Below are 23,690 nucleotides of genomic sequence, written 5' to 3' on the forward strand. Positions count from 1 at the left end.
ATGAAGAGATTGCTCGTTTCCGCCCTGACCCTGCTGGCCGCCGTTCCCGCCCTGGCCCACGACCTGTGGCTGGAGCCCGATCCCGCCGGGGTGCGGGCGGTCTACGGCCATACCGGCGAAGGCGGCGGCGCCGACCGTTCCCGCCTGTTCGAGGTCAACGCCCGGGCGCCGGGCAACCGCACGGTCTCGCTGCTCGACGCCGTCAGGCCCGGTTCCGACACCATGCCGCCGCTCGCCATTCCGTCCGCCGCCGAGGGGGCGAGGGTGGCGGCGGCCCGCTATGACGGCGGCTTCTGGGTCAAGACCGCCCTGGGCAGCCGCAACACCAACCGGCTGAACGTACCCGACGCCCAGGACAGCCGCTGGTCGCAGAAATTCGCCAAGCTGGTGCTGCCCGGCGCCCAGCCCCTGGGCGGCGCGGTGGGGCATCGGCTGGAGATCGTTCCCCTGGCCGATCCCTACCGGCTCAAGACCGGCGAGCCTCTGACGGTCCGCGTCGATCTCGACGGCAGGCCGCTGGCCGGCGCGTCCATCGCCGTCGGCGATCCCAGGAACGAGGCGGTGGTCAAGATCGAGGCCGACGGCGCGGGCCTCGCGGCGATTCCGTCCCGGCCGGGCCTCACCCTGCTTTCCGTCTCGCGGAAGCTTGCCGGGTCGGCGCCGCATCTGGCGGCGGAGGACGCCCTGGCGGCGACGCTGGTGTTCGGCCGCTGAAGCCTGCATTGGTGATAGAACATTGTCGCCCTTGACTCGCGGGGGGCGGGGACCCAAGCATGGTGTCTCCGCCTTTTCCGGTTTGGGGCTCCCATCATGAAACTGCGTTATTCCACCACCTCGCCCTATGCCCGCAAGTGCTGGGTGGTCGCCGCCGAGACCGGGCTGGAGCCCCGGCTCGACTTCGTGCTGACCAATGCCTGGTCGCCCGACACCGATCTGCCCCGGGACAATCCCCTGGGCAAGGTGCCGGCCCTGGTCACCGAAGGCGGCGAGGTGCTGTTCGATTCCCCCGTCATCTGCGAGTACCTGGATTCCCTGCATGACGGACAGAAGCTGTTCCCTGTCTCGGGCGGGGCGCGCTGGGAACAGCTGCGGCTGGCCGCCCTGGCCGACGGCATCCTGGACGCGGCGGTGACCAAACGCATCGAGATGACCATGCGGCCCGAGGACAAGCGCTGGGGCGACTGGATCGACCGGCAGAGCCGCGCCGTCACCCGGGGGCTGGACGCCATGGAGGAGGAATGTGCCGGCTGGGGCCGCGATTTCCTGATCGGCCAGATCGGCGCGGCGGTGGCGCTCGGCTATCTCGATCTGCGCTTCGCCGCCGAGGACTGGCGCGCCGCCCATCCCGCTTTGGCCGGATGGTACGCCGAGGCGGCCAAACGCCCCTCCATGGTCAAGTCCGAGCCCCGGGACTGAGGATGCAGACCGCCGAAGCCATCATCGCCCGGCTGGGCCTCGCACCCCATCCTGAGGGCGGCCACTACGCCGAGACCTGGCGCCATGCTCCCGAGGGTGGCGGCCGCGGGGCGGGTACCGCCATCTATTACCTGCTGCGGGCCGGCGAGCGCTCCCACTGGCACCGGGTCGACGCCACCGAGATCTGGCACTACCATGCCGGCGATCCGCTGCGTCTGCTGCTGTCGGCGGACGGGCGGAGCCAACGGACCGAGATGCTGGGCCCCGATCTGGCCGCCGGCCAGTCGCCCCAGGTGATCGTGCCGCCCTTCTGCTGGCAGGCGGCCGAGCCGGCCGGGGCCTGGACCCTGGTGGGCTGCACCGTGTCGCCGGCCTTCGAGTTCGCCGGTTTCGAAATGGCCCCCAAGGGATGGAGCCCGGGACGATGACCCTGCGCGCGCTTGCCGTCGCCCTATCGCTTTCCGTCCTGGCCGCCTGCGCCGGGTCGGATGCCGTGAGCAACCGCCCGCCGCCCGGCTTCGTGGCCAATGCCGCCGAGATCGTCGCCGCCACCGATTGGGCGGCGCCCGAGGAGGTGCTGGTGACCATCGACGGCCACGCCTTCCAGCCGGCGGAATGGACCTTCCGCCGCGACCGGGCCACCCGGCTGGTGCTGGTCAACGCCACCGGGTCCGACCATGGCCTTTCCGCCCGGCAGTTCTTTGCCGACATCGCGGTGGAGAGCGTGCGCGGCGGCGGCCAGACCCTGAAAGGGCCGTGGATCGAAAGCCTGTCCATCCCGGCGGGCCAGACCAAGGAATTGTGGTTCGTGCCGGCCCGCTTCGGCGCCTACACCTATGAATGCTCCGCCATCGGCCACCCGTCCCTGGGCGAGCGCGGCGTCATCGACGTGGTGCGCTGACGATGATGACCCGGGTCGCCGCCCTGATCTTCGACGTGGACGGTACCCTGGCCGAGACCGAGGAGGCGCATCGCTACGCCTTCAACCGCGCCTTTTCGGAAACCGGGCTCAGCTGGACCTGGAACCAGGCCATCTACCGCCATCTGCTGAAGGTGTCGGGCGGCAAGGAGCGCATCCTGGCCTTCGCCCCCGACGCCTCGCCCGAACTGGTGGCCGCGCTGCACGGGCGCAAGAACCAGATCTACACCAAGCTGGTGGCCAGCGGGCAGGTGTCGTTCCGCCCCGGCGTGGAATCCCTGATCTCGTCGGCGCGGGCCCAGGGGCTGAAGCTGGCCATCGCCACCACGGCGGCGCGGGTCAACGTCGAGGCGCTGCTGGGCGCGCGCAAGGCCTTCTTCCACACCATCGCCTGCGCCGAGGACGTGCGGAAGAAGAAGCCCGACCCGGAGGTCTACGCCCTGGTGCTGAAGCGCCTGGATCTGCCGGCCGACAAATGCCTTGTGCTCGAGGATTCCTCCAACGGGCTGGCGGCCGCCACCTCCATCGGCCTCAAGGTGGTGATTACCCCCAGCCTTTACACCAGGGGACAGAATTTCGACGGCGCCCTGGCGGTGCTGCCCGATCTGGGCGGCGTCAGCCTAGCCCGGCTGATCGATCTCAAGGGATGAGCGGGGGGCTGGACGCACTGGCGGCCCGCATGCGGGCCTGCCGGGTGTGTGAGGCCCATCTGCCGCTCGGCCCCAATCCGGTGTTCCGTCTGTCGGCCACCGCCCGGCTGCTGATCATCGGTCAGGCGCCGGGCACCAGGGTGCACGCGACGGGTATTCCCTGGAACGACCGCTCCGGCGATCGGCTGCGTCAGTGGCTGGACCTGGGCCGCGACGGCTTCTACAACGCCGCGCGCATCGCCATCCTGCCCACCGGCCTGTGCTATCCCGGCCGCCTGCCCCGCGGCGGCGACCGGCCGCCCCGGCCGGAATGCGCGCCGCTGTGGCACCAGGCGGTGCTGGAGCATCTGCCCGATCTCGGCCTCGTCCTGCTGGTGGGCTCCCACGCCCAGGCCCATCACCTGGGGGCGCGGCGAAAGGCCACCCTGACCGCGACCGTGGCGGCGTGGCGCGACTATCTGCCGCGCTTCCTGGTGCTGCCCCATCCCTCGTGGCGGACCATCGCCTGGGAGGCGAAGAACCCCTGGTTCGCCGCCGAATTGCTGCCCGAGGCGCGGCGGCTGGTGGCGGGGATCGCCGGCTGATTTTCGCACTCGTTCACCCGGCATTAGGAACTTGGGGGGCATAAACGAGTCTGCCCCCGTCCGGTTCCCGCCGCCCTCGCGCCGGAGCCGTGGCGGGCCCATATGTTCGAAGGCGTTTCTCGAAAAAGGGCTCGACCCGCGCGGTGAAATCCGCGCCGACATGCTGAAAGAATTCCATCATGGCCGAATCCATCGACATCCTGTTCATCAATCCCGGCGACCGCAAGCAGATCTACCAGGACCTGGGCGACGAGTTCTGCGGCATCGAGCCGCCGGTCTTCGCCGGTCTGTTCGCCACCTATGCCCGCCAGAAGGGCGCGTCGGTGGCCATCTACGACACGCCGGCCATGATGGTTCCCGCCGCCGAGGCGGCGCGGGTGGCGGTGGAGGAGTACAGCCCCAAGCTGGTGGTGATTCCGGTCTACGGCTTCCAGCCGTCGGCCTCGACCCAGAACATGGGTTCGGCGGGCAAGATCGCCCGGCTGATCAAGGAGGCCAAGGGCGACGTCAAGATCCTGATGACCGGCACCCACCCGGCGGCGCTGCCCCGGCGCACCATGCAGGACGAGGCGGTGGATTTCGTCTGCGACCTGGAAGGCCCGGTGACCATCTGGAAGACGCTGCAGGCGCTGAAGGCCGGGCAGGACGGCTTCGCCAACGTGCCCAGCCTGTGGTGGCGCGATGCCGAGGGCCGCATCCAGGCCCCCGCCGAGCGCGAGCCGCTGGTCACCGACCTGGACGGCGAGATGCCCGGCATCGCCTGGGATCTGCTGCCCATGGACCGCTACCGCGCCCATAACTGGCACTGCTTCACCCACATCAACGAGCGCCAGCCCTACGCCTCCATGCATACATCGCTGGGCTGCCCGTATCATTGCAGCTTCTGCTGCATCAACGCCCCGTTCGGCAAGCCCAGCTACCGGCTGTGGAGCCCGCAGGTGGTGGTGTCCGAGATCGATTTCCTGGTGGAGCGCTACGGCGTCAAGAACATCAAGTTCGTTGACGAGATGTTCGTGCTCAACAAGCGCCATGTGGCGGGCATCTGCGACCTGCTGGCGGCGCGGGACTACGAGGTCAACATCTGGGCCTATGGCCGCGTCGACACCATGCACGACGAGTTGCTCGACAAGCTGAAGGCGGGCGGCGTCAACTGGATCTGCCTCGGCATCGAGAGCGCCAGCGATTATGTGCGCGACGGCGCGGAAAAGGTGTTCAGCAACCAGGACGTCATCGACACGGTGCGCCGCATCCAGTCGGCGGGCATCCACATCATCGGCAATTACGTCTTCGGCCTGCCCGACGACACCATGGGCCGCATGCAGCAGACCCTGGACCTCGCCCAGGAGCTGAACTGCGAATTCGCCAATTTCTACTCGGCCATGGCCTATCCCGGCTCCAAGCTCTACGACATGGCGGTGGAGAAGGGGCTGGAACTGCCGCACGAATGGCATCATTTCTCCCAGCACGGCTACGAGACCCTGCCGCTGGCCAACGACGCGCTCAGCGCCGCCGATATCCTGGGCTTCCGCGACAAGGCCTGGACGGACTATTTCACCAACCCGAAATACCTGGACATGGTGCGCGACGTGTTCGGCCAGGAGGTGGTCGATCATGTGGGCCGCATGACCCAGGTGCCGATGAAGCGCAAGATCCTGGGGCAGTGATGACGCCTCCCAAGCCGCCGGCCTTCCGGGTGGCGTTCGCCACGCCGTTCTTCTCCATCGAGGAGACGGCGGCGGAACGGCCGGGCGAGCTTCCCCATTACCGTCTGGTGGCGTCCGACGGGGCCATCTGCCTGCCCTTCACGCCCCAGGGCGACGTGCTGCTGGTGCGCCAGTACCGCCATTGCCTGGGCCGCCAGACCCTGGAGGTGCCGTCGGGTGGGGTGGACGGGGGCGAGGGCTGCGCGGCGGCGGCGGTGCGCGAGATCGCCGAGGAGACCGCCCACGCGGTGTCCGGCGTGCGGCTGCTGGGCATCGCCCGGCCGCAGCTCAACCGCAACACCCAGCGGGAATTCTTCATGCTGGCCTTCGACGCGACCCCCATTCCCGGCGCGGCGCCCGAGGCGGGCATCGAACTGGTGCGCATGACGCGGGGGGAACTGGCCCGGGCCATCCGCACCGGCGAACTGGAGCAGCCGGCGGCCATCGGCTTCATCGGGCTGGCATCGGTCAAGCTGGGCCTCGACATCCTGTCGGCGCCCATGGACGAGATCAAGGCGAGGGCGGAGACCCTGCCCAAGGGAGAGAACGAACATGAAGGTTGAGGTACAGAAGACCGCCCTGGACGGCGTGCTGCTGGTCACGCCCCCCACCATTTTCGAGGATTTCCGGGGCCATTACATCGAGACCTATAACCGCGAGCTCTATCACGCCGCAGGCATCGACGTGGACTTCGTCCAGGACGACATCTCGGTCTCGCAGCACAACGTGCTGCGCGGCATCCACGGCGACGGCGGCACCTGGAAGCTGGTGTCGTGCCTGCACGGCCGCTTCTATCTGGTGGTGGTCAACAACGATCCCGCCTCGCCCCAGTACCGCCAGTGGACCAGCTTCACCCTGTCGGACACCAACCGGCAGCAGGTGCTGATCCCGCCGAAATTCGGCAACGGCCATCTGGTCCTCTCCGACTGGGCCATCTTTCACTACAAGCAGAACAGCCAGTACGACCGCGCCTCCCAGTTCACCATCCTGTGGAACGACCCGGCCTACGGCCTGTGGTGGCCGCGCACCGATCCCATCCTGTCGCGCCGCGACCAGGGGCTGGACTGACCGCCCGGCCATCAAGGGAAGGGGATAAGGACATGGCGAAGAAGCGCGCGCTGATCACCGGGGTCACCGGCATGGTGGGCTCCCACATGGTGGACTTCCTGCTGGAACACACCGACTGGGATATCTGGGGGGCCTGCCGCTGGCGCAGCCCGCTGGACAATCTGCGGCACCTGATGGGGCGCGTCAACGCGCGTGACCGCCTGTTCCTCACCGATTTCGAGCTGCGCGACACCATTTCCATGATCCACATGGTCGACGAGGTGAAGCCCGATTACGTCTTCCACCTGGCCGCCCAGTCCTATCCCAAGACCAGTTTCACCGCGCCGCTGGACACCCTCGACACCAACATCATGGGCACCGCCCGCCTGCTGGAGGCGCTGCGGCCCCTCGGCGCCGCGCCGGTGATCCATGTCTGCGCCTCGTCCGAGGTGTTCGGCCGGGTGCCCGCCGAGAAGCTGCCCATCGACGAGGAATGCACCTTCCACCCGGCCTCGCCCTACGCCATCTCCAAGGTGGGCACCGATCTGGTGGGGCGCTATTACGCCGAGGCCTACGGCATGCGGGTGATGACCACCCGCATGTTCACCCATACCGGTCCCCGGCGCGGCGACGTCTTCGCCGAATCCACCTTCGCCAAGCAGATCGCCATGATCGAGGCCGGCATCCTTCCGCCGGTGGTCAAGACCGGCAATCTCAAGTCCATGCGCACCTGGGCCGACGTGCGCGACGCGGTGCGGGCCTATTACCTGCTGGTCACCGTCGATCCCCAGCCCGGCGCCTATTACAACATCGGCGGCACCTTCTCCTGCACGGTGGAGGACATGCTGAACCACCTGCTGTCGCTGTCCACCCGCAAGGACATCACGGTGGAGACCGATCCCGGAAGGGTGCGGCCCATCGACGCCGATCTCCAGGTGCCGAACACCGGCAAGTTCCGGGCCCATACCGGCTGGGAGCCGGTGATCCCCTTCGAGACGACCATGGCCGATCTGCTGGAATACTGGCGCGACGCCATCCGGTCCGGCCGCACCTATCCCAACCGATGAGCATGGAGGACCTTTCCGCCATCGTGCTGGCCGGGGGGCGGGGCACCCGCATCGCCGGGCTCTATCCCGACATCCCCAAGCCGATGATCCCCGCCGCCGGCCAGCCCTTCCTCCATTGGGTGACCGAGTGGCTGCTGCGGCGCGGCATCACCGACATGGTGCTGTCGGTGGGGCACATGGCCGGGATCGTCGAGGACTGGGCGGCGGCCCGCCAGGCCGCTCTGGCCGGGCGGGCCCGCCTGTCCTGCGTGCGCGAGGTCCGGCCGCTGGGCACCGGCGGCGCGGTGATCGCCTGCCTGGATTTCTGCCGCGATTGGGTGCTGGTGATGAACGGCGATTCCCTGCTGGATGCCGGGATCGGCCCGCTGTTCCACCGGGTGCGCGACGGCGGGCTGGACGGGGCGGTGATCGGAGTCGAGGTGGCCGACGCCGCGCGTTTCGGCTCGCTGGAGGTGGGGGGCGACGGCCTGCTGCGCGGCTTCACCGAGAAGCGGCCGGGTGCCGGACTGATCAATGGTGGCGTCTATATCTTCCGCAAGTCTATTTTTGATAAATTTGCAAGAAACAAAATGATGAGCATGGAGACTGATATATTTCCGGCGCTGCTGGCGGATGGTGCTTCCATGGCTGTCGATGTGTGTTCTGGATCATTTCTTGATATAGGAACGCCGGACTCTGTTGTTCTTGCTGATGATTTTGTTGCTGCTTTATTCTGATCCGGTAATGGTTTATTAACGCTCTCATTTTATCATTTTACCCTGCATCTTGATGCTTGGCGTCCCCGGCACGGAGCCGATGCGGATTCGGGCGGGGTGGGGTTGCGATCGATGTCTTTCGTGGTGACGAAAACGCCGTTCCGGGTATCGTTCTTCGGGGGAGGAACCGATTACCCGGCCTGGTATCTGGCCAATGGCGGCGCGGTATTGTCCTCGGCCATCCGCCAGTACTGCTACATCACCTGCCGCTATTTCCCCCCCTATTTCCCCCATATGCACCGGATCGTCTGGTCCCATATCGAGGTGGTGCAGTCCATCGGCGAGATTCTGCATCCGGCGGTGCGCGCCGCCCTGCCGGTCTACGGCTTCGACGACCGCCGGGGGGTGGAGATCCACCACCAGGGCGACCTGCCGGCCCGCACCGGCATCGGCTCCAGCTCCTCTTTCGCGGTGGGACTGATCCAGGCCCTGAAGGCCATGCGGGGCGAGGCCATCGGCAAGCACGAACTGGCCCTGGCCGCCATCGACCTGGAGCGCAACGTCCTGGGCGAGGCCGGCGGCTACCAGGACCAGGTGGCGGCGGCCTATGGCGGGCTCAACGTCATCCGCTTCAACACCGACGGGTCCATCCGGGTGGAGCCGCTGGGGCTCTCGGCGGAACGCCAGGCGGCGCTGGAAGGCCGCCTGATGCTGTTCTACACCGGCATGAACCGCTTTTCCGCCGAACTGGCCAGGAAGATCATCGGCAACATGGAGGCCAAGAACGACCGGCTGCGCCGCATGCATGCCATGGTCGACGAGGCGGCGGCCATCCTGCGCCACGGCGACCTGGACGATTTCGGCCGCATGCTGGACGAGACCTGGCGCCTGAAACGCGGGCTGGAAAGCGGCATCACCACCTCGGTGGTGGACGAGGTCTATGAAAAGGCCATGGCGGCCGGCGCCCTGGGCGGCAAGCTGCTGGGGGCCGGCGGGGCCGGCTTCATGGTGTTCTACGTGCCCGAGGGCGCCGCCGATGCGGTGCGCCGCGCCCTGGGGTCGCTGATCCACGTGCCGTTCGAGATCGACGAGGAAGGGGCCCGCGCCATCGAGGATGGGCGGGCCTAGTGCCCTGCCCCCGGATTCACGCCACGGATTTCGGGGATGAACAGGCCGCTGACGTATGAAGTGTGCGCCGAGGAGGACTGGAGCCCCGATGAGTGCCGTCAAGAGGATTCCCTTTCCGCTCCGCCTGCCCAATGACCGCCTCGAGGCGGTTCATCCGTCGCTGGATGCCGCCTTCGCCGCCCACGACTACGTCTATGTCGCCCGCTTCGGGGCCGGGCGGCCCGAGCTGCGCGGCTGCGCGCTGATCCTGCTGGGCAACCGGCTGGGGGGCGAAAAGGTCCTGGACCGCCACGGGGTGGACAGCGCCTTCGTCTGCCTGTACCGCGCCTATGGCGCCTGGCGCGACGGCGACGAGGCCGCCGCCAAGGGCTGGATCGCCCAGGGGCTGGCGCTGGGCGGCGAGGACGGGCGGCTCGAGCGCCTGGAGGCCCTGATCGCCCGCAAGTCCTTCCGCGTGGTCTTCCATTCCGATTTCGGCCGCCCCGAACGGCTGAGCGGCTTCTTCGAGGTGCCGGGCGTCGAGTTGATCCTCACCTCGCACATGCTGGGCGACGAGGCCACCTCGCTACCCATGGGCGCCCCCCTGTCGAGCAAGGTGCCGCCCGGCCCGCCGGTGGATCTGGTGCTGATCGACGACTTCAAGATGATGCCGGTCGGGCTGCGCGAGTTGGGCGCGCCGGTGGTGGTCAATCCCCATGACCACGAGTGGTATTACGAGATGCTCGACGAGGTGATGCCCGAGGTGGACCTGGTGGTCAATCTCAGCACCTGGGAAGAGATCGAGCTGAACCGGGCCTTCGGCGTCCAGGGCACCACCTTCTTCTATCCCCTGTCCCTGAAGGTGCCCCAGGTGAGCGGCCTGAAGACGGCCTTCGACGACAAGCGCGAGCGCAAGTGCGATATCGTCTTCACCGGCGGCGTGACCCACGACTTCTATCGCGACAAGCGCCAGCGCATCGTCTCGCTGGCCCGGCTCGATCCCAAGTTCGACGTGCGGGTGGTCGAGGGCTACCTGGATTACGGCCATTTCTACGGCCTGCTGTCCAATTCCCGCTTCACCATCAACAGCGTGCGCGCCACCAATTCGCTGAGCATCAGGCCGTTCGAATCCCTGGCCCACGGCGCCTTGCAGCTGGTCGAGGAGGAAAGCGGCGTCCCCTACATCTTCAGCGAGGATTTCGCCTGCTTCCCCCGCTACCGGCTGGAGCACTCGGTCGCTGACATCGAGGCCCATCTCGGCAATTACGACGCCATCCTGGCGGAGTTCCGGCCCCAGACCGAACGGATGGAAGCCGAACTGAACGACCTGATGCCCGATGCCGAGAACCTGCGGGCCATGCGCTTCCTGCGCCATCTGTTCTTCATGACCGAGGTGGAGATGGGCGGCATCCGCAAGGCCGACCAGCCGCTGGCCGCGCCGGTCCGGCGCGAATGGGTGGGCATCACCGAACCCTGGCTGCTGTCCCAGCGCCCCGATCAGGCCCGGCGGGTGTTCGACCAGACCCGGTCGCCGTTCTGGGTGCGCCGGGCCATCGTGTCCACCGTGGCCTTCGCCAATGACTGGATCGGCCACCTCTACGACGCCATCGTCCAGGGACAGGCGGAATTTCCCGAGTCCCTGGGACTGGAATACACCCGCGCCCTGTGCCTGCGCCTGGGGGGCTTCACCGAGGTCGCCGAGCACGCCTTCAAGCGGGTGGCGGACGGCGGCCTGACGCTGCGCCCGAACGAGAGCTTTCCCCGCCAGATGGACCGCCTCAACGGCTTCTACTGGCTGGCCGACGCCAAGGTCCGCGACCGTTGCCCCGATTTGGCGCAACTGGTGCCGGAGGAGGCGGTCTGGCGCAGCTATGCGCTGAACCATCGGGCCGAAATGGCCATCGAGCGCGCCCGCACGCTGTCGGGCAACGACGCCCTGGTGGAATACGCCCGCGCCGCCGCCCTGGCCGACCGCTCGCTGACCCTGTTCGCCGTCAACGAAAGCGCCCAGCGGCTGTATGTCCGCGCCGCCTTCGGCCTGGCCGACAACGGCCTGGAAGAATGGTTCGAGGTCTTCCGCGACAATCTGGCCGCCGCCATCGACAACGACTACACCGCGCTCCACGACCTGTCGCCCCTGGCCGTCCATCTGCTGATGGAGCGCGGCCGGGTGGCCGAGGCCCAGGTGGTGATCGACCGGCTGGGCATGTACCTCAAGCGCACCGCCGTGAACGCCGAACTGTGTCCCGAGGCGACGGAACTGGCCCGGCGCTATGGATTGCCCTTGCGCGGCGTGGACCTCGCCGCCGCCGCCTGAGTTGTACCGCCACCACCCGGCCGCCAGAAACGCGGCGGACGCCAAAGGAGAAGCCATGAGTCCCCAGACCCTTCGCTACGGAACCGCCGAGATCGCCTCCCATTTCGGCGTGGCGCCGTCCGAACTGCCGCCGCCGGTGGTGAAGCTGGTCGAGGCCGCCGACTTCTCCCACCACCGTTTCGAGGGCGAGGACCGCGACCGCCTGATCCTGCGCATCCTGCGCGAGCTGGAGCGGCCGCTGGAGGCGGCGGGCAAGCACCGCCACGCCCGTTGGGAAGCCGGCTGGAGCGAGAATCTCGAGGATTTCCGCAAGTCGAATTTCGACCTTTCCGCCCTGGTGCCGCGCTTCGTGCGCCGGGGCGAGCCGGTGCGCATGCTGGGCGACTACATCCAGCCCCATTCCCGCGAGTTCGACGTGGACTACATCCGCGTCCTGGTGACCTTCATCCTCAGCTATTACTTCGCCGACGCCAGCGAGATCCACGAATTCGGCTGCGGCACCGCCCAGAACCTGGTGCCCGCCGCCCGGCTGTTTCCCGGCCGGCCGCTGTTCGGCTACGACTGGGCCTCGGCCAGCCGCGAGATCATCGCCGAGATGGCCCGGCACCACGGCTTCAACATCCAGGGCCGGGTGCTGGACATGTTCCGGCCCGGCGACGAGGTGAGGCTGGGCGAGGGTGCCGGCGTGCTCACCGTCGGCTCCCTGGAGCAACTGGGTACCGAGTTCAACGCCTTCCTCGACTTCGTGCTGGCTCAGAAGCCGCGCATCGTCGCCAACCTGGATTGCTTCAACGAGCTGCACGATCCCGAGCGCCTGCCCGACGTGCTGGCCGAGCGCTACGACCGCAAGCGCAATTACCTGTACGGCTGGGTGACGCGGCTGCGCGCGCTCGAGGCCGAGGGACGGGTTGAAATCCTCGGTTTCCGGCGCACCTATGGAAGTCTGTTCCATGACGGCCACAGCTTCGTGGTGTGGAGGCCGAAATGAGCGCCAAGCGGCGGGTTTATTTCAACGAATTCAACCTATTGATGGGCAATACCACCTATCTGCCCCTGGTGTCGGGCCTGCTCAAGGCCTATGCCCTGACCCGGCCGGCCCTGGCCGATGCCTATGAATTCATGCCCTTCAACTTCCATATCGAGGCTCCCGGCCCCATCGTCGACCGGCATGACGCCCCCTTCGTCGCCGCCTTCTCCCTGTCGCTGTGGAACGAGCAGCTCAGCCTGGAGGTGGCGCGGCGGGTCAAGGAGCGCTTCCCCGCCTGCACCATCGTCATGGGCGGCGCCCAGGTGCCCCACCGGCCCGAGGCCTTCTTCGCCGCCAACCCCTTCCTCGACATCGCGGTGCGCGGCGAGGGCGAGGAGGCGTTTTCCGACATCCTGGAACGTCTGGCCGAGGGGCGGCGCGACATGGACGGGCTGGGCGGCACCGCCTGGCGGGCGCCCGACGGCGAGATTCGCATCGACCATTCCGAGCGGCCCTTCCAGCGCGACCTGGATTCCTACCCCTCGCCCTATCTCACCGGCCTGTTCGACGATCTGTTCGTCACTCATCCCGACAAGAATTTCCAGGCGATCATCGAGACCAACCGCGGCTGCCCCTTCCACTGCACCTTCTGCTACTGGGGCAAGGGCGGCCTGAGCCGCAAGTACCGCTACACCAGTCTGGAACGGACCTTCGGCGAGATCGAGTGGATGGCCAGGCACCGTATCCGCTACCTGTTCAACGCCGATTCCAATTTCGGCATGCACCGCCGCGACATCGAGATCGCCCAGAAGATCGTCGAGACCAAGCAGGCCATGGGCTTCCCCGAGGCCTTCCGCTCCTGCTACGGCAAGAACACCGACGAGAAGATCCTCGAGATCGGCCGCCTGCTTCACCGGCACGGGCTGGAGAAGGGCATCACCATCAGCTACCAGAGCATCTCGCCCGAGGTGCAGAAGAACATCAAGCGCGACAACATCAAGCTGTCGGTGGCCGAGGGCCTGCAGCGCGCCTTCAACGAGGCGGGGGTGCCGGTCTATACCGAACTGATCCTGGCCCTGCCGGGCGAGACGGCGGACAGCTGGGTCAAGGGTATCGACACGGTGCTGGAAGCCGGGCTGAAGAACCAGCTGTACCTCTATATCTGCCAGGTGCTGCCCAACACCGAACTGGCCGATCCCGACTACATGGCCCAATTCGGCATCCGCACCCACCGGGTCAAGGCGTTGCCGGTGCACGGCAGCGTGACCGATCCCGACTGGGTCACCGAGTACGAGGACATCCTGATCGCCACCGACACCCTGTCGGTGGAGGAATGGCGGCGCATGCTGGCCTTCTCGTGGGCGGTGATGCTGCTGTTCAGCCTGAAGGCCGGGTTCTTCGTCATGACCTGGCTGTCGGCCCGGCTGGGCGTTCCCTATTCCGCCTTCCCCCTGTGGCTGGCCGACCGGCGCTACGACGCCGGGCGCACCCCGCTGTTCGCCGACATCGTCGCCGGCTTCTGGGCCAAGACCGATGACCTGCTGGCCGGCGGCGGACGCGGCACCGAGGTGGAGGGCACCGGCGGCATCTACTGGGAGGAGGAAGAGGCCGCATGGCTGAAGCTGGCCAAGGACCCGGCCCGCGCCTTCGCCGAGATGGGGGATCTGCTGGCCGAGTTCCTGGCCGGGCGGGGCGTGGATTTCGACGCCGAGGAACTGGCCGAGGTGGTGCGCTACCAGAGTCTGGCGGTGCCGACCCTCAACATCGCGGCGGCGGCGGGCGCCCATGACTTCGTCTTCAACCTGCCGCAATGGTTCGAACGCTTCTTCGACGCCGACCGCCCCGACCTGACCCGCGGCGGCGGCCGCCTCCGGGTCGATCCGGTGGACTATGCCGGCGACCTGCCCCGCCTCGCCCGCGAGGTGCTGCTGTGGGGCCGCAAGAGCGGCCGCCTGCTCAACCAGACGGGGACGTGATCCCATAAACGAAGGGCCCGCCGGATCGCTCCGGCGGGCCCTTTTTCTTTCCCGTGGGCTCAGCCCTTGGCGAAGCCGATCAGGGAGTCGATGATCTGCTCGGCGCCGATGCCGTACCAGTTGTGCAGGGCGTCGCGGCCGCCATAGGTGTAGCAGTAGCCCTTCTCCACCGGCAGGCCCAGACGCTTCAGCGGCAGGGTCGAGCCGGCGTCGGCCAGAACCTCGGCCACGGCGCTGCCCATGCCGCCCGGCAGGAAGTGCTCCTCCAGGGTGGCGACCTTCTTGGCGCCCTTGACGGCGTTCAGCAGGGCGGGGGCGTTGACCGGCAGGCGGTAGAGATCGACCACGCCGGCGTCGATACCCTTCTTGGACAGGATTTCGGCGGTCTCCAGCGCGGCATGGGTCATGATGCCGGTGCCCACCAGCATGATGTCCTTGCCGGGCCGCAGCACGTCGAGGCCGGGGCGGAAGTCGTGGCCGGTCTTGTACAGGTCGGGCAGGGTCTGGCGGTCGAGGCGGACGTAGTTGATCCGCCGCTCCTTGATGGAGCGCTCGGCCACGTCGGCGGCCATCACGCTGTCCGAGACGCTGTCGATCTCGATGGTCGGGAAGGCCCGCATCACGGCGATGTCTTCCAGCATGTGATGGGTGGGGCCGGAATCCTGGTAGCCGAAGCCGGCGCCGACGCCGACCAGGGTCAGCGGGATCTTCATCATGCAGTTGTTGACGCGGACCTGTTCCAGGCAGCGCAGCGTGATGAAGGGGGCGATGGCGTAGGCGAACACCTTCTTGCCCGCCATGGCGAGGCCGGAGCCCACCACGATGGCGTTCTGCTCGGCGATGCCGGCATTGATGAACTGGTTGGGCAGGTCCAGGCGGATCTTGTCGAGCGCCGGAGCGCCCATATCCGCCGAGATGATGATCACGTCACGGTCCTGGCGGGCGATCTCGTAGACCCGGGTCCAGAAGGCGTCGCGCTGGGGAAGGTTCGAAGTCACGGCGCTCATCGCAGGAAGCTCCTTTCCAGGTCGGCCCTTGCCTTTTCAACCATGGCCCCGGTGGGGGCGGCGCCGTGCCAGATGGGTTCGTTGGCCATGCATTCGATGCCCTGGCCCTTGACGGTGTCGGCGATGATCACCAGCGGCTTGGTCGAGCGGCGCGAACGGGCATAGCCCAGCACGTCCATCAGCGCGTCGGTGTCGTGGCCGTTGATGCGCTCCACCGCGAAGCCGAAGGCGGCCCACTTGTCGGCCAGGGGCTCGAGGCGGATCAGGTTCTCGGTGAAGTCGGTGGTGCACAGGTAGTTGCGGTCGACGATGGTCACCAGGTTGTTCAACTGGTGATGGCCGACGAACATGGCGGTTTCCCAGATGGAGCCCTCGTAGAGCTCGCCGTCGCCCAGCAGGGTGACCACCAGGTTGTTCTTGCGGTCCATGCGGTTGGCCAGCGCCAGGCCGGCGGCGGAGCCGAAGCCCAGGCCCAGCGAGCCGGCGGTGGTCTCGACACCCGGCACGGTGTGCTGCAGGTGGACGCCGAAGATGCCCTCGGCCTGGGCGAATTTCTCCAGTTCCTTGGGGTCGAAGAAGCCCATGTCGGCCAGGATGGCGTAGAGCGCCGGGCTGGCCTGGCCCTTGGACAGGATGAAGCGGTCGCGGCCTTCCCATTGCGGGTTCTGCGGATCGACCCGCAGGATGCCACCGTGATAGAGGGCGACCAGGATCTCGATGCAGGACATGCACGAGGTCACATGACCGGTCCGGGCCTTGATGCAGGTCTCCAGGGTCATTCGCCTCAGTTTCTCGGATTTCTCCACAAGGTCGGGAGCGCGGCTATTGGAGCCGGCGGTGGTCTTGGACATGGTCCGAAATTCTCCTTCTGAGAATGAATGGCGGGTCCCGCGGGGCTGCTCCCGGTGGGAGCTCGGCGCGACTGCGACCGACGTCGCACCAGTTAGTCACTGGCCTGCTTTATATTTCCTTACCCGCCGCAAAAAATCGTCAGGCCGGGGAAAGGGGGGCGGTCACACCACGCCGGCCGCCTTGAGCCGCGCCATCTCGGCGGCGTCCAGGCCCAGCAGATCGGCCAGCACCTCGGCGGTGTCGGCGCCCAGCAGGGGGGGGGCGCGGCCGGAGACAGCCTGGGCGCCGTCGAGGCGGATGGGATTGGCCACCAGATCGATGCCGCCGGCCAGGGGATGGTCCAGCCGGGTCCTGAGGCCGCGGTGGATCACCTGGGGATCGGCGAACACGCCGGCGAGGTCGTTGATGGGGCCGCAGGGCACGCCGGCGGTTTCCAGCGCGGCGATCCACTCGGCCGAGGACCGCGCCGCCAGCAGGGCTTCGAGCGTCGGCACCAGCTCGGCGCGGTTCCGGACCCGCTCCACATTGGTGGCGTAGCGGGGATTGCTCCCCAGGTCGGGCCGCCCGGCGGTCTCGCAGAAACGGCGGAACTGGCCGTCATTGCCCACCGCCAGGATGATGTGGCCGTCGGCGGTGGCGAAGGCCTGATAGGGGACGATGTTGGGGTGGGCGTTGCCCAGGCGCCGCGGCACCGTGCCGCCCACCAGGTAATTGGCCGCCTGATTGGCCAGCACCGCCACCTGGACGTCGAGCAGCGCCAGATCGATGTGGCCGCCTTCGCCGGTGCGGTCGCGCCGGGCCAGGGCGGCCAGCACCGCGAAGCCGGCATACATGCCGGTGAAGATGTCGGTCAGCGCCACGCCCACCTTCATGGGCTGGCCCTCCGCCTCGCCGGTCAGGCTCATCAGCCCGCCCATGCCCTGGATCAGGAAGTCGTAGCCGGCACGGCCCGCATAGGGGCCGTCCTGGCCGAAGCCGGTGATGGAGCAATAGACCAGATCGGGCTTCACCGCCTTCAAGGCCGGGTAGTCGAGGCCGTACTTGGCCAGCCCGCCCACCTTGAAGTTTTCCAGCACCACGTCCGACCGGGCGGCCAGCCGGCGCACCAGCGCCTGGCCCTCGGGACAGGTGAAGTCGATGCTCACCGAGCGCTTGCCCCGGTTGGCCGACAGGAAATAGGCGGCCTCGCCGGTGTCGTTGCCCTCGCCGTCCTTGAGGAAGGGCGGCCCCCAGCCCCGCGTGTCGTCACCCTCGCCCGGGCGCTCCACCTTGATCACCTCGGCCCCCATGTCGGCCAGCAACTGGCTGGCCCAGGGCCCGGCCAGCACCCGGCTGAGGTCGAGAACGCGAAGATGCGAAAGCGGTCCGGTCATGGAGCGACATCACTGCGGTTGGCGCGACACGCAGAAGCTGTCCTGAATCTCGGCGAAGATCAACATCAGTTGGCGCTGCACCCAGTCGATGAATTCGTGCAGGCCGAGATCGATGACCTGATCGATGGTCTGATCGGTCAGCGCGGCCCGCAATTCGTCGAGCAGTTCCAGGGCCTTGACCCCGCCGCGCAGGTGGTAGCGGGTGCGCAGTTGCGACAGCAGCCAGTCCATCTGCCGCACGCACAGGATCACCGAGCGCGGGAAGGAATCCGAGAACAGCAGGAAGGCCGCCACCGAGCGCGGCGTGATCTTGCCCGCCATCACCCGGCGGGACGCCTGATAGCCGGCTACCGCCTTCAGCAGGGCGTTCCAGTGGCTGATATCCAGCGCCGAGCCCACGTCCTCGGGGCGGGGCAGCAGGGTGTGGTACTTGATGTCCAGCAGGCGGGTGGTCTGGTCGGCGCGCTCCACCGACTTGCCCAGGTGATAGAAGTAATGGGCCTGGTCGCGGTAGAAGGTGCCCTCGGTGATGCCGACGTGCAACTGGCAGGCCTCCTTGATCTCCTCGCACAGGGCGGCGAGATTGGCCGGCCCCACCGCGTTGGCCGACAGCCCCGCCATCCAGCTGTTCATGCGGTTGATCTGGCGCCACATCTCGATGGAGATCATGGGACGCAGCGTGCGGGCGTTCTCGCGCGCCGACTTGACCGAGGACAGGATCGAGTTGGGATTGTCCGGGTCCAGGATATAGAAGTGCGGCACCGTGCGGGCGTCGGCCTCCCGGTGGCGGGCGAAAAAGCGCTTCTCGTCGGCGTTGATCTGCACCACCGCCAGCCAGTTGCGCCCGGCCCGGTCGCGGGCGAAGGTCTCGGCCACCCCCAGGATGCGGGCCAGGTTCTCGGCCCGCTCCATGTAGCGGGCCAGCCAGACGATGCAATCGGCGTTGCGGGCAAGCAATTCGGTCATGTCACGCGCCCTCCGCCAGAACCCAGGTGTCCTTCGACCCGCCACCCTGGGACGAGTTGACCACCAGCGATCCCTCCTTCATGGCCACCCGGGTCAGGCCGCCGGCCAGTACCCGGGTCGAGGCACCGGTCACCGCGAAGGGGCGGAAGTCCACGTGGCGCGGCTGGGTGCCCTTGCCGGTCAGGGTGGGCGACACCGATAGGCCGATCATCGGCTGGCTGATGTAATTGGCCGGGTCGGCCTTCAGCTTGGCGCGGAACTCGTCGATCTCGGATTTGGTGGCCTTGGGGCCGAGGATCATGCCGTAGCCCCCCGATTCGCCCACCGGCTTGACCACCAGGTGCTCCAGGTTGTCGAGGGTGTATTGCAGCCCCGCCGCCTCGCGGCAGATGAAGGTTTCGACGTTGGGCAGGATGGCGTCCTCGCCCAGGTAGTACTTGATGATGCGCGGCATGTAGGCATAGACCGCCTTGTCGTCGGCCACCCCGGTGCCCGGCGCGTTGGCCAGCGACACGTTGCCCTTGCGGTAGGCCTCCATCAGCCCCGGCACGCCCAGCATGGAATCGGGGCGGAACACCTTGGGGTCCAGGAAGAAATCATCGATGCGGCGGTAGATGCTGTGCACCGGCGCCCGCCCGGCGGTGGTCAGCATGTAGACCCGGTCGTTCTCCACCACCAGGTCGCGGCCCTCCACCAGGGGGACGCCCATCTCGCGGGCCAGGAAGACGTGCTCGAAGAAGGCCGAGTTGTAGATGCCCGGCGACAGCAGCACCACGGTGGGCTCGTCCACGCCGGCGGGCGCGATCTCCTCCAGGGCGCGGCGCAGCATCAGGCCGTAATCGTCCACCGCCCGCACCCTTGTGCCTTCCATCAGATCGGGGAAGCATTGCAGCATCAGGTTGCGGTTCTCGACCACGTAGGACACGCCGGACGGGGTGCGGGCGTTGTCCTCCAGAACCCGGAACAGGCCGTCCTGGTCGCGGATCAGATCGATGCCGCATACATGGGAATAGGTGCCGCACGGCACCTTCATGCCGCGCATGAACGAATGGAAATTGACGTTGCCCAGCACCAGGTCGGCGGGCACCACCTTGTCGGCCAGGATCTTCTGGCCGCCGTAGAGGTCGGCGAGGAACAGGTTGATGGCGGTGACCCGCTGGACGATGCCGGCCTCGAGGCGCGTCCACTCGCCCGCCGTGATGACGCGCGGCAGCACGTCGAAGGGCAGGATGCGGTCGATGGCGTCCTTGTCGGAATAGACGGTGAAGGTGATGCCCAGATCGAACAGCTCCTTCTCGGCCCGGGCGGTGCGGTGGCGCAGATCGTCGGGGTCCAGCGCGTTGAGGCGCTGGGCGATGGCCGCCAGTTCGGCGGCGCCGTCGTCCCTGGCCGACAGCGCCTCGCAGAAGAATTCGGCGGGATCGTAGCCCGACAACAGGCCGGGGGCGGGCAGGGCGAGTCTAGGCCGGGTCATGGATGGTCCCCCTTTCGGCGCCTGTTCCGGGTGGCGCGGCGTGCAGTTTATCGCGGCATCTTGAATTGATCAAATTTAAGGCAGGCATGGCAGCATGCTGAATTTGGGGGCTTTTATCCATAACAACCCGATGGGGGTGTGCTACCCTGGCTACCTCGTCTCGCCACTTTCGTCCGGATGATCATGGGCATTCACGTCAAGCTGCGCCACACCACCAGCTACAAGTATGACCGACCGGTCGTTCTATCGCCGCAGGTGGTGCGGCTGCGCCCGGCGCCCCATGCCCGCACCCCGGTGCTGTCCTATTCCCTGAATGTGGAGCCCAAGGGACATTTCATCAACTGGCAGCAGGACCCCCAGGGCAACTGGCTGGCCCGGCTGGTCTTCCCCGACAAGGTGGATTCGTTCACGGTGGATGTGGATCTGGTGGCCGACCTGTCGGTGGTCAATCCCTTCGACTTCTTCCTGGAGCCCCAGGCCGAGCACTTTCCCTTCGCCTACGATCCGACCCTGGATCACGAGCTGAAGCCGTTCCTGCTGTGCGACGCGGCCGGGCCGCTGCTCACTGATTACGTCGCCTCCATCGATATCGGCCGTCCGACCCAGACCGCCGATTTCCTCGTGGCCCTGAATCAGCGGTTGCAGGACGACATCAGCTACACCATCCGCATGGAGCCGGGGGTGCAGACTCCGGAACAGACCCTGGGGCTGAAGAAGGGCTCGTGCCGGGATTCCGCCTGGCTGCTGGTGCAGATCCTGCGCCGCCTGGGCCTTGCCGCGCGCTTCGTGTCGGGCTACCTGATCCAGCTGGTTCCCGACGTCAAGCCGCTGGACGGCCCGGCCGGGGCGGCGGAGGATTTCACCGACCTGCACGCCTGGACCGAGGTCTATCTGCCCGGCGCCGGCTGGATCGGTCTCGACCCCACCTCGGGCCTGTTGACCGGCGAGGGGCATATCCCGCTCGCCGCCTCGCCCGATCCCACCAGCGCGGCGCCCATCACCGGCGCGGTCGAGCTGTGCAAGGTGGATTTCGAGCATTGCATGGCCATCACCCGCGTGATGGAGACGCCGCGCGTCACCAAGCCCTATACCGACGGGCAATGGCAGGCCGTGCTGGCGCTGGGCGATCTGGTGGACGAGAAGCTGAAGCAGGGCGACGTGCGCCTGACCCAGGGCGGCGAGCCCACCTTCCTCGCCACCGCCGATCCCGATGGGGAGGAATGGAACACCAGCGCCGTCGGCCCCACCAAACGGGCCTTCGCCGATACCCTGATCCGCCGGCTGCGCGACCGCTTCGCGCCGGGCGCGCTGATCGCCTATGGCCAGGGCAAGTGGTATCCGGGCGAAAGCCTGCCGCGCTGGGCCTTCTCGCTGATCTGGCGCGACGATGGCGAGGCGGTGTGGCGCGACCCCCGGCTGATCGCTCTGGAGGCCGAGGACAACTCCCCCACCCATGAACAGGCCCGCGACTTCTCGCAGGCGCTGTGCCGCCATCTGAACGTCGATCCCGATTACGCCATGCCCGCCTGGGAGGACCCGGCCTATTACCTGCTGCGGGAACAGGCCCTGCCCATCAATGTGGACCCCATCGATTCCAAACTGGAAAATCCCGAGGAGCGCGCCCGGCTGGCCACGGTGTTCAAGCGCGGCTTAGGGATGCCCACCGGCTACGTCCTGCCGCTGCAGCCCTGGCAGGCCAGGGACACCTTCCGCTGGATCACCGGGCCATGGCCGACCCGGGACGGCAAGCTGCTGACCATTCCCGGCGATTCGCCGCTGGGCCTGCGCCTGCCGCTGGAATCCCTGCCGTGGATTTCCGCCGACGCCTATCCCTATCACCATGAACGCGATCCCTTCGAGCCGCGGGGCCCCATGGCCCCGGTCCGGCGCCAGCGCGCCCAGACCGAGCGGGTCCCGGGATCGGGCGCGCCCAAGGCCACGGTGCTGCCGCAGATTCCGGTGGACCTGCGGCCCGTGGAGACCGCCAAGGGGCTGGTTTCGGAAAACGTGCGCACCGCGCTGTGCGTCCAGCCCCGGGACGGCCGTCTCAACGTCTTCCTGCCGCCGGTGGAAACCGCCGAGCAGTATCTCGACCTGATCGCGGCCGTCGAGCTTGCCGCCGCCGAGTTCGGTACGCCCGTCCATGTGGAAGGCTATCCGCCGCCCAACGACCCCCGCCTGAAGATCATCAAGGTCACCCCCGATCCCGGCGTCATCGAGGTCAATGTCCATCCGGTGGAGCACTGGCGCGAACTGGTGGCCAGCACCGAGATTCTCTACGACGAAGCCCATCAGGCCCGCCTGGGGACCGAGAAGTTCATGGTCGACGGCCGTCATGTGGGGACGGGGGGCGGCAACCACATGGTGCTGGGCGGCTGGACCCCCGCCGACAGCCCGTTCCTGCGCCGCCCCGATCTGCTGGGCAGCCTGATCCGCTTCTGGCAGAATCATCCCAGCCTGTCCTATCTGTTCTCGGGCATGTTCATCGGCCCGACCAGCCAGCATCCCCGCGTCGACGAGGCCCGCGACGACACCTTGTATGAACTGGAGATCGCTCTCGGCCAGTTGCCGCACCGGGGCACCGGCAGCGTGGCGCCCTGGGTGGTGGACCGGGTGCTGCGCAACGTGCTGATCGACGCCAGCGGCAATACCCACCGCACCGAGATCTGCATCGACAAGCTGTATTCCCCCGACGGTCCCACCGGGCGGCTGGGGCTGGTTGAGTTCCGCGCCTTCGAGATGCCGCCCCATGCCCGCATGAGCCTGGTGCAGCAATTGCTGCTGCGCGCCCTGGTGGCCCGCTTCTGGGACGAGCCCTATGTCGAGAAGCTGGTGCGCTTCGGCTCCTCCTTGCGCGACCGCTTCATGCTGCCCCACTGGATCGAGAAGGATCTGGACGAGGTGCTGGAATGGCTGGAAGCCGGCGGTCTTCATTTCGACCGGGCGTGGTTCGCCCCCCATCTGGAATTCCGCTTCCAGGCGGTGGGCGCCGTCACCCATCGCGGCGTGCGCCTGGAACTGCGCACCGCGCTGGAGCCCTGGCACGTCATGGGCGAGGAGCCCGGCGCCGGCGGCACGGTGCGCTATGTGGATTCCTCGGTGGAGCGGCTGCAGGTCAAGGTCGGCGGGCTGGTGGGCGACCGCTACGTGGTGACCTGCCATGGCCGCCGTCTGCCGCTGGCGCCCACCGGCGTCTCGGGGGAATGGGTGGCGGGCGTGCGGTACCGCGCCTGGAAGCCGGCGTCGTGCCTGCATCCCACCATCGGCGTGCATACGCCCCTGGTCTTCGACCTGGTGGATACCTGGACCGGCGAGGCGGTGGCGGGCTGCACCTATCACGTCGCCCATCCCGGCGGGCGCAGCTACGACACCTTCCCGGTCAATGCCTACGAGGCCGAGGCGCGGCGCCGCGCCCGCTTCTTCGCCTTCGGCCATTCCCACGGGCCGATGCGGGTGGAGGCTGGCGCGGTGCATCCCGACTACCCAAATACACTGGACCTGAGGCTACAATAGGCGCTAACACCGTCGCGACTTGGGGGAGGGGAAAATTCCGCGTCGCCTGCGCTCCCG

General features: G+C 67.6%; 21 protein-coding genes. 16 read left to right on the forward strand and 5 right to left on the reverse strand.

Translation table 11 applies throughout. The features are described 5' to 3' along the window. The 15 genes from H261_RS02705 to H261_RS02775 all read left to right on the forward strand — a co-directional run bounded on the left by H261_RS02705 (position 1) and on the right by H261_RS02775 (position 14,448). Complete coding sequence (locus H261_RS02705) at positions 1 to 714, forward strand: DUF4198 domain-containing protein (RefSeq protein ID WP_008614062.1); 714 nt, start codon at positions 1 to 3, stop codon at positions 712 to 714. Positions 715 to 810: 96 nt separating this feature from the next. Beyond that, a complete protein-coding gene (locus tag H261_RS02710; RefSeq protein ID WP_008614063.1) occupies positions 811 to 1,416 on the forward strand; it encodes a glutathione S-transferase in 606 nt (201 codons plus the stop codon). 2 nt (positions 1,417 to 1,418) lie between these two features. Further along, positions 1,419 to 1,844 carry a cupin domain-containing protein gene (locus H261_RS02715; protein ID WP_008614064.1) on the forward strand — a complete coding sequence of 142 codons (426 nt, stop codon included), beginning with the start codon at positions 1,419 to 1,421 and terminating at the stop codon, positions 1,842 to 1,844. Continuing rightward, positions 1,841 to 2,317 carry a cupredoxin domain-containing protein gene (locus tag H261_RS02720; protein WP_008614065.1) on the forward strand — a complete coding sequence of 159 codons (477 nt, stop codon included), beginning with the start codon at positions 1,841 to 1,843 and terminating at the stop codon, positions 2,315 to 2,317. Before H261_RS02715 ends, H261_RS02720 begins: the two co-directional genes overlap by 4 nt. 2 nt (positions 2,318 to 2,319) lie before the next feature. Next, positions 2,320 to 2,985: an HAD-IA family hydrolase gene (locus H261_RS02725; RefSeq protein ID WP_152426669.1), complete on the forward strand. Its 666-nt coding sequence runs from the start codon at positions 2,320 to 2,322 to the stop codon at positions 2,983 to 2,985. Further along, positions 2,982 to 3,569, forward strand: coding sequence for a uracil-DNA glycosylase family protein (locus tag H261_RS02730; RefSeq protein WP_008614067.1), 588 nt, complete (start codon positions 2,982 to 2,984; stop codon positions 3,567 to 3,569). The genes H261_RS02725 and H261_RS02730 overlap by 4 nt, the downstream gene beginning before the upstream one ends. Before the next feature lie 179 nt (positions 3,570 to 3,748). Continuing rightward, the gene (locus H261_RS02735) at positions 3,749 to 5,233 is read left to right on the forward strand and encodes a B12-binding domain-containing radical SAM protein (RefSeq protein ID WP_008614068.1); all 1,485 of its coding nucleotides are present in this window, start codon (positions 3,749 to 3,751) and stop codon (positions 5,231 to 5,233) included. After that, positions 5,233 to 5,835, forward strand: coding sequence for an NUDIX hydrolase (locus H261_RS23175; RefSeq protein ID WP_008614069.1), 603 nt, complete (start codon positions 5,233 to 5,235; stop codon positions 5,833 to 5,835). The genes H261_RS02735 and H261_RS23175 overlap by 1 nt, the downstream gene beginning before the upstream one ends. Next, positions 5,825 to 6,340, forward strand: a complete 516-nt coding sequence (locus H261_RS02745; RefSeq protein WP_008614070.1) for a dTDP-4-dehydrorhamnose 3,5-epimerase family protein — start codon at positions 5,825 to 5,827, stop codon at positions 6,338 to 6,340. Before H261_RS23175 ends, H261_RS02745 begins: the two co-directional genes overlap by 11 nt. Positions 6,341 to 6,372: 32 nt before the next feature. Further along, positions 6,373 to 7,386 carry a GDP-mannose 4,6-dehydratase gene (locus H261_RS02750; RefSeq protein ID WP_008614071.1) on the forward strand — a complete coding sequence of 338 codons (1,014 nt, stop codon included), beginning with the start codon at positions 6,373 to 6,375 and terminating at the stop codon, positions 7,384 to 7,386. Between the two features lie 2 nt (positions 7,387 to 7,388). Then, entirely contained in the window at positions 7,389 to 8,102 is a 714-nt protein-coding gene (locus H261_RS02755; RefSeq protein WP_008614073.1) for a nucleotidyltransferase family protein, read from the forward strand. A 111-nt stretch (positions 8,103 to 8,213) separates the two neighbouring features. Further along, positions 8,214 to 9,209: a GHMP family kinase ATP-binding protein gene (locus H261_RS02760; RefSeq protein WP_008614075.1), complete on the forward strand. Its 996-nt coding sequence runs from the start codon at positions 8,214 to 8,216 to the stop codon at positions 9,207 to 9,209. An 88-nt stretch (positions 9,210 to 9,297) separates the two neighbouring features. After that, positions 9,298 to 11,505 (forward strand): glycosyltransferase family protein, encoded by a 2,208-nt coding sequence (locus tag H261_RS02765; RefSeq protein WP_008614091.1) that lies wholly within the window; start codon positions 9,298 to 9,300, stop codon positions 11,503 to 11,505. A gap of 55 nt (positions 11,506 to 11,560) precedes the next feature. Further along, the gene (locus H261_RS02770; protein ID WP_008614093.1) at positions 11,561 to 12,493 is read left to right on the forward strand and encodes a class I SAM-dependent methyltransferase; all 933 of its coding nucleotides are present in this window, start codon (positions 11,561 to 11,563) and stop codon (positions 12,491 to 12,493) included. Beyond that, the gene (locus tag H261_RS02775; RefSeq protein ID WP_008614094.1) at positions 12,490 to 14,448 is read left to right on the forward strand and encodes a B12-binding domain-containing radical SAM protein; all 1,959 of its coding nucleotides are present in this window, start codon (positions 12,490 to 12,492) and stop codon (positions 14,446 to 14,448) included. Before H261_RS02770 ends, H261_RS02775 begins: the two co-directional genes overlap by 4 nt. 59 nt (positions 14,449 to 14,507) lie before the next feature. Here the strand turns inward: H261_RS02775 and H261_RS02780 are convergent, their stop codons facing one another. The 5 genes from H261_RS02780 to H261_RS02800 all read right to left on the reverse strand — a co-directional run bounded on the left by H261_RS02780 (position 14,508) and on the right by H261_RS02800 (position 20,120). Continuing rightward, positions 14,508 to 15,455 carry a transketolase family protein gene (locus H261_RS02780; RefSeq protein WP_008614096.1) on the reverse strand — a complete coding sequence of 316 codons (948 nt, stop codon included), beginning with the start codon at positions 15,453 to 15,455 and terminating at the stop codon, positions 14,508 to 14,510. Further along, entirely contained in the window at positions 15,452 to 16,306 is an 855-nt protein-coding gene (locus H261_RS02785) for a transketolase (RefSeq protein WP_008614099.1), read from the reverse strand. Before H261_RS02785 ends, H261_RS02780 begins: the two co-directional genes overlap by 4 nt. A 162-nt stretch (positions 16,307 to 16,468) precedes the next feature. Continuing rightward, on the reverse strand, positions 16,469 to 17,680 hold the full coding sequence (locus H261_RS02790; RefSeq protein WP_008614101.1) for a CaiB/BaiF CoA transferase family protein: 1,212 nt from the start codon (positions 17,678 to 17,680) through the stop codon (positions 16,469 to 16,471). A gap of 9 nt (positions 17,681 to 17,689) precedes the next feature. Beyond that, positions 17,690 to 18,646 carry an alpha-E domain-containing protein gene (locus H261_RS02795; RefSeq protein WP_008614103.1) on the reverse strand — a complete coding sequence of 319 codons (957 nt, stop codon included), beginning with the start codon at positions 18,644 to 18,646 and terminating at the stop codon, positions 17,690 to 17,692. 1 nt (position 18,647) lies between these two features. Beyond that, positions 18,648 to 20,120, reverse strand: a complete 1,473-nt coding sequence (locus H261_RS02800) for a circularly permuted type 2 ATP-grasp protein (RefSeq protein ID WP_008614120.1) — start codon at positions 20,118 to 20,120, stop codon at positions 18,648 to 18,650. A gap of 183 nt (positions 20,121 to 20,303) precedes the next feature. Here H261_RS02800 and H261_RS02805 point away from each other — a divergent pair, with 183 nt between their 5' ends. Next, complete coding sequence (locus H261_RS02805) at positions 20,304 to 23,633, forward strand: transglutaminase family protein (protein WP_008614141.1); 3,330 nt, start codon at positions 20,304 to 20,306, stop codon at positions 23,631 to 23,633. Positions 23,634 to 23,690 lie beyond the last annotated feature (57 nt).

This window comes from Paramagnetospirillum caucaseum, from assembly GCF_000342045.1.
GTDB lineage: Bacteria > Pseudomonadota > Alphaproteobacteria > Rhodospirillales > Magnetospirillaceae > Phaeospirillum > Phaeospirillum caucaseum.

Bases quoted from the DNA above. Each gene is read 5' to 3' on its own strand.
- H261_RS02765 (WP_008614091.1), top strand. From the start codon at position 9,298: ATGAGTGCCGTCAAGAGGATTCCCTTTCCGCTCCGCCTGCCCAATGAC.
- H261_RS02720 (WP_008614065.1), top strand. From the start codon at position 1,841: ATGACCCTGCGCGCGCTTGCCGTCGCCCTATCGCTTTCCGTCCTGGCC.
- H261_RS02735 (WP_008614068.1), top strand. From the start codon at position 3,749: ATGGCCGAATCCATCGACATCCTGTTCATCAATCCCGGCGACCGCAAG.
- H261_RS02755 (WP_008614073.1), top strand. From the start codon at position 7,389: ATGGAGGACCTTTCCGCCATCGTGCTGGCCGGGGGGCGGGGCACCCGC.
- H261_RS02730 (WP_008614067.1), top strand. From the start codon at position 2,982: ATGAGCGGGGGGCTGGACGCACTGGCGGCCCGCATGCGGGCCTGCCGG.
- H261_RS02805 (WP_008614141.1), top strand. From the start codon at position 20,304: ATGGGCATTCACGTCAAGCTGCGCCACACCACCAGCTACAAGTATGAC.
- H261_RS02795 (WP_008614103.1), bottom strand. From the start codon at position 18,646: ATGACCGAATTGCTTGCCCGCAACGCCGATTGCATCGTCTGGCTGGCC.
- H261_RS02750 (WP_008614071.1), top strand. From the start codon at position 6,373: ATGGCGAAGAAGCGCGCGCTGATCACCGGGGTCACCGGCATGGTGGGC.
- H261_RS02780 (WP_008614096.1), bottom strand. From the start codon at position 15,455: ATGAGCGCCGTGACTTCGAACCTTCCCCAGCGCGACGCCTTCTGGACC.
- H261_RS23175 (WP_008614069.1), top strand. From the start codon at position 5,233: ATGACGCCTCCCAAGCCGCCGGCCTTCCGGGTGGCGTTCGCCACGCCG.
- H261_RS02800 (WP_008614120.1), bottom strand. From the start codon at position 20,120: ATGACCCGGCCTAGACTCGCCCTGCCCGCCCCCGGCCTGTTGTCGGGC.
- H261_RS02770 (WP_008614093.1), top strand. From the start codon at position 11,561: ATGAGTCCCCAGACCCTTCGCTACGGAACCGCCGAGATCGCCTCCCAT.
- H261_RS02790 (WP_008614101.1), bottom strand. From the start codon at position 17,680: ATGACCGGACCGCTTTCGCATCTTCGCGTTCTCGACCTCAGCCGGGTG.
- H261_RS02785 (WP_008614099.1), bottom strand. From the start codon at position 16,306: ATGTCCAAGACCACCGCCGGCTCCAATAGCCGCGCTCCCGACCTTGTG.
- H261_RS02715 (WP_008614064.1), top strand. From the start codon at position 1,419: ATGCAGACCGCCGAAGCCATCATCGCCCGGCTGGGCCTCGCACCCCAT.
- H261_RS02760 (WP_008614075.1), top strand. From the start codon at position 8,214: ATGTCTTTCGTGGTGACGAAAACGCCGTTCCGGGTATCGTTCTTCGGG.
- H261_RS02775 (WP_008614094.1), top strand. From the start codon at position 12,490: ATGAGCGCCAAGCGGCGGGTTTATTTCAACGAATTCAACCTATTGATG.
- H261_RS02705 (WP_008614062.1), top strand. From the start codon at position 1: ATGAAGAGATTGCTCGTTTCCGCCCTGACCCTGCTGGCCGCCGTTCCC.
- H261_RS02710 (WP_008614063.1), top strand. From the start codon at position 811: ATGAAACTGCGTTATTCCACCACCTCGCCCTATGCCCGCAAGTGCTGG.
- H261_RS02725 (WP_152426669.1), top strand. From the start codon at position 2,320: ATGATGACCCGGGTCGCCGCCCTGATCTTCGACGTGGACGGTACCCTG.
- H261_RS02745 (WP_008614070.1), top strand. From the start codon at position 5,825: ATGAAGGTTGAGGTACAGAAGACCGCCCTGGACGGCGTGCTGCTGGTC.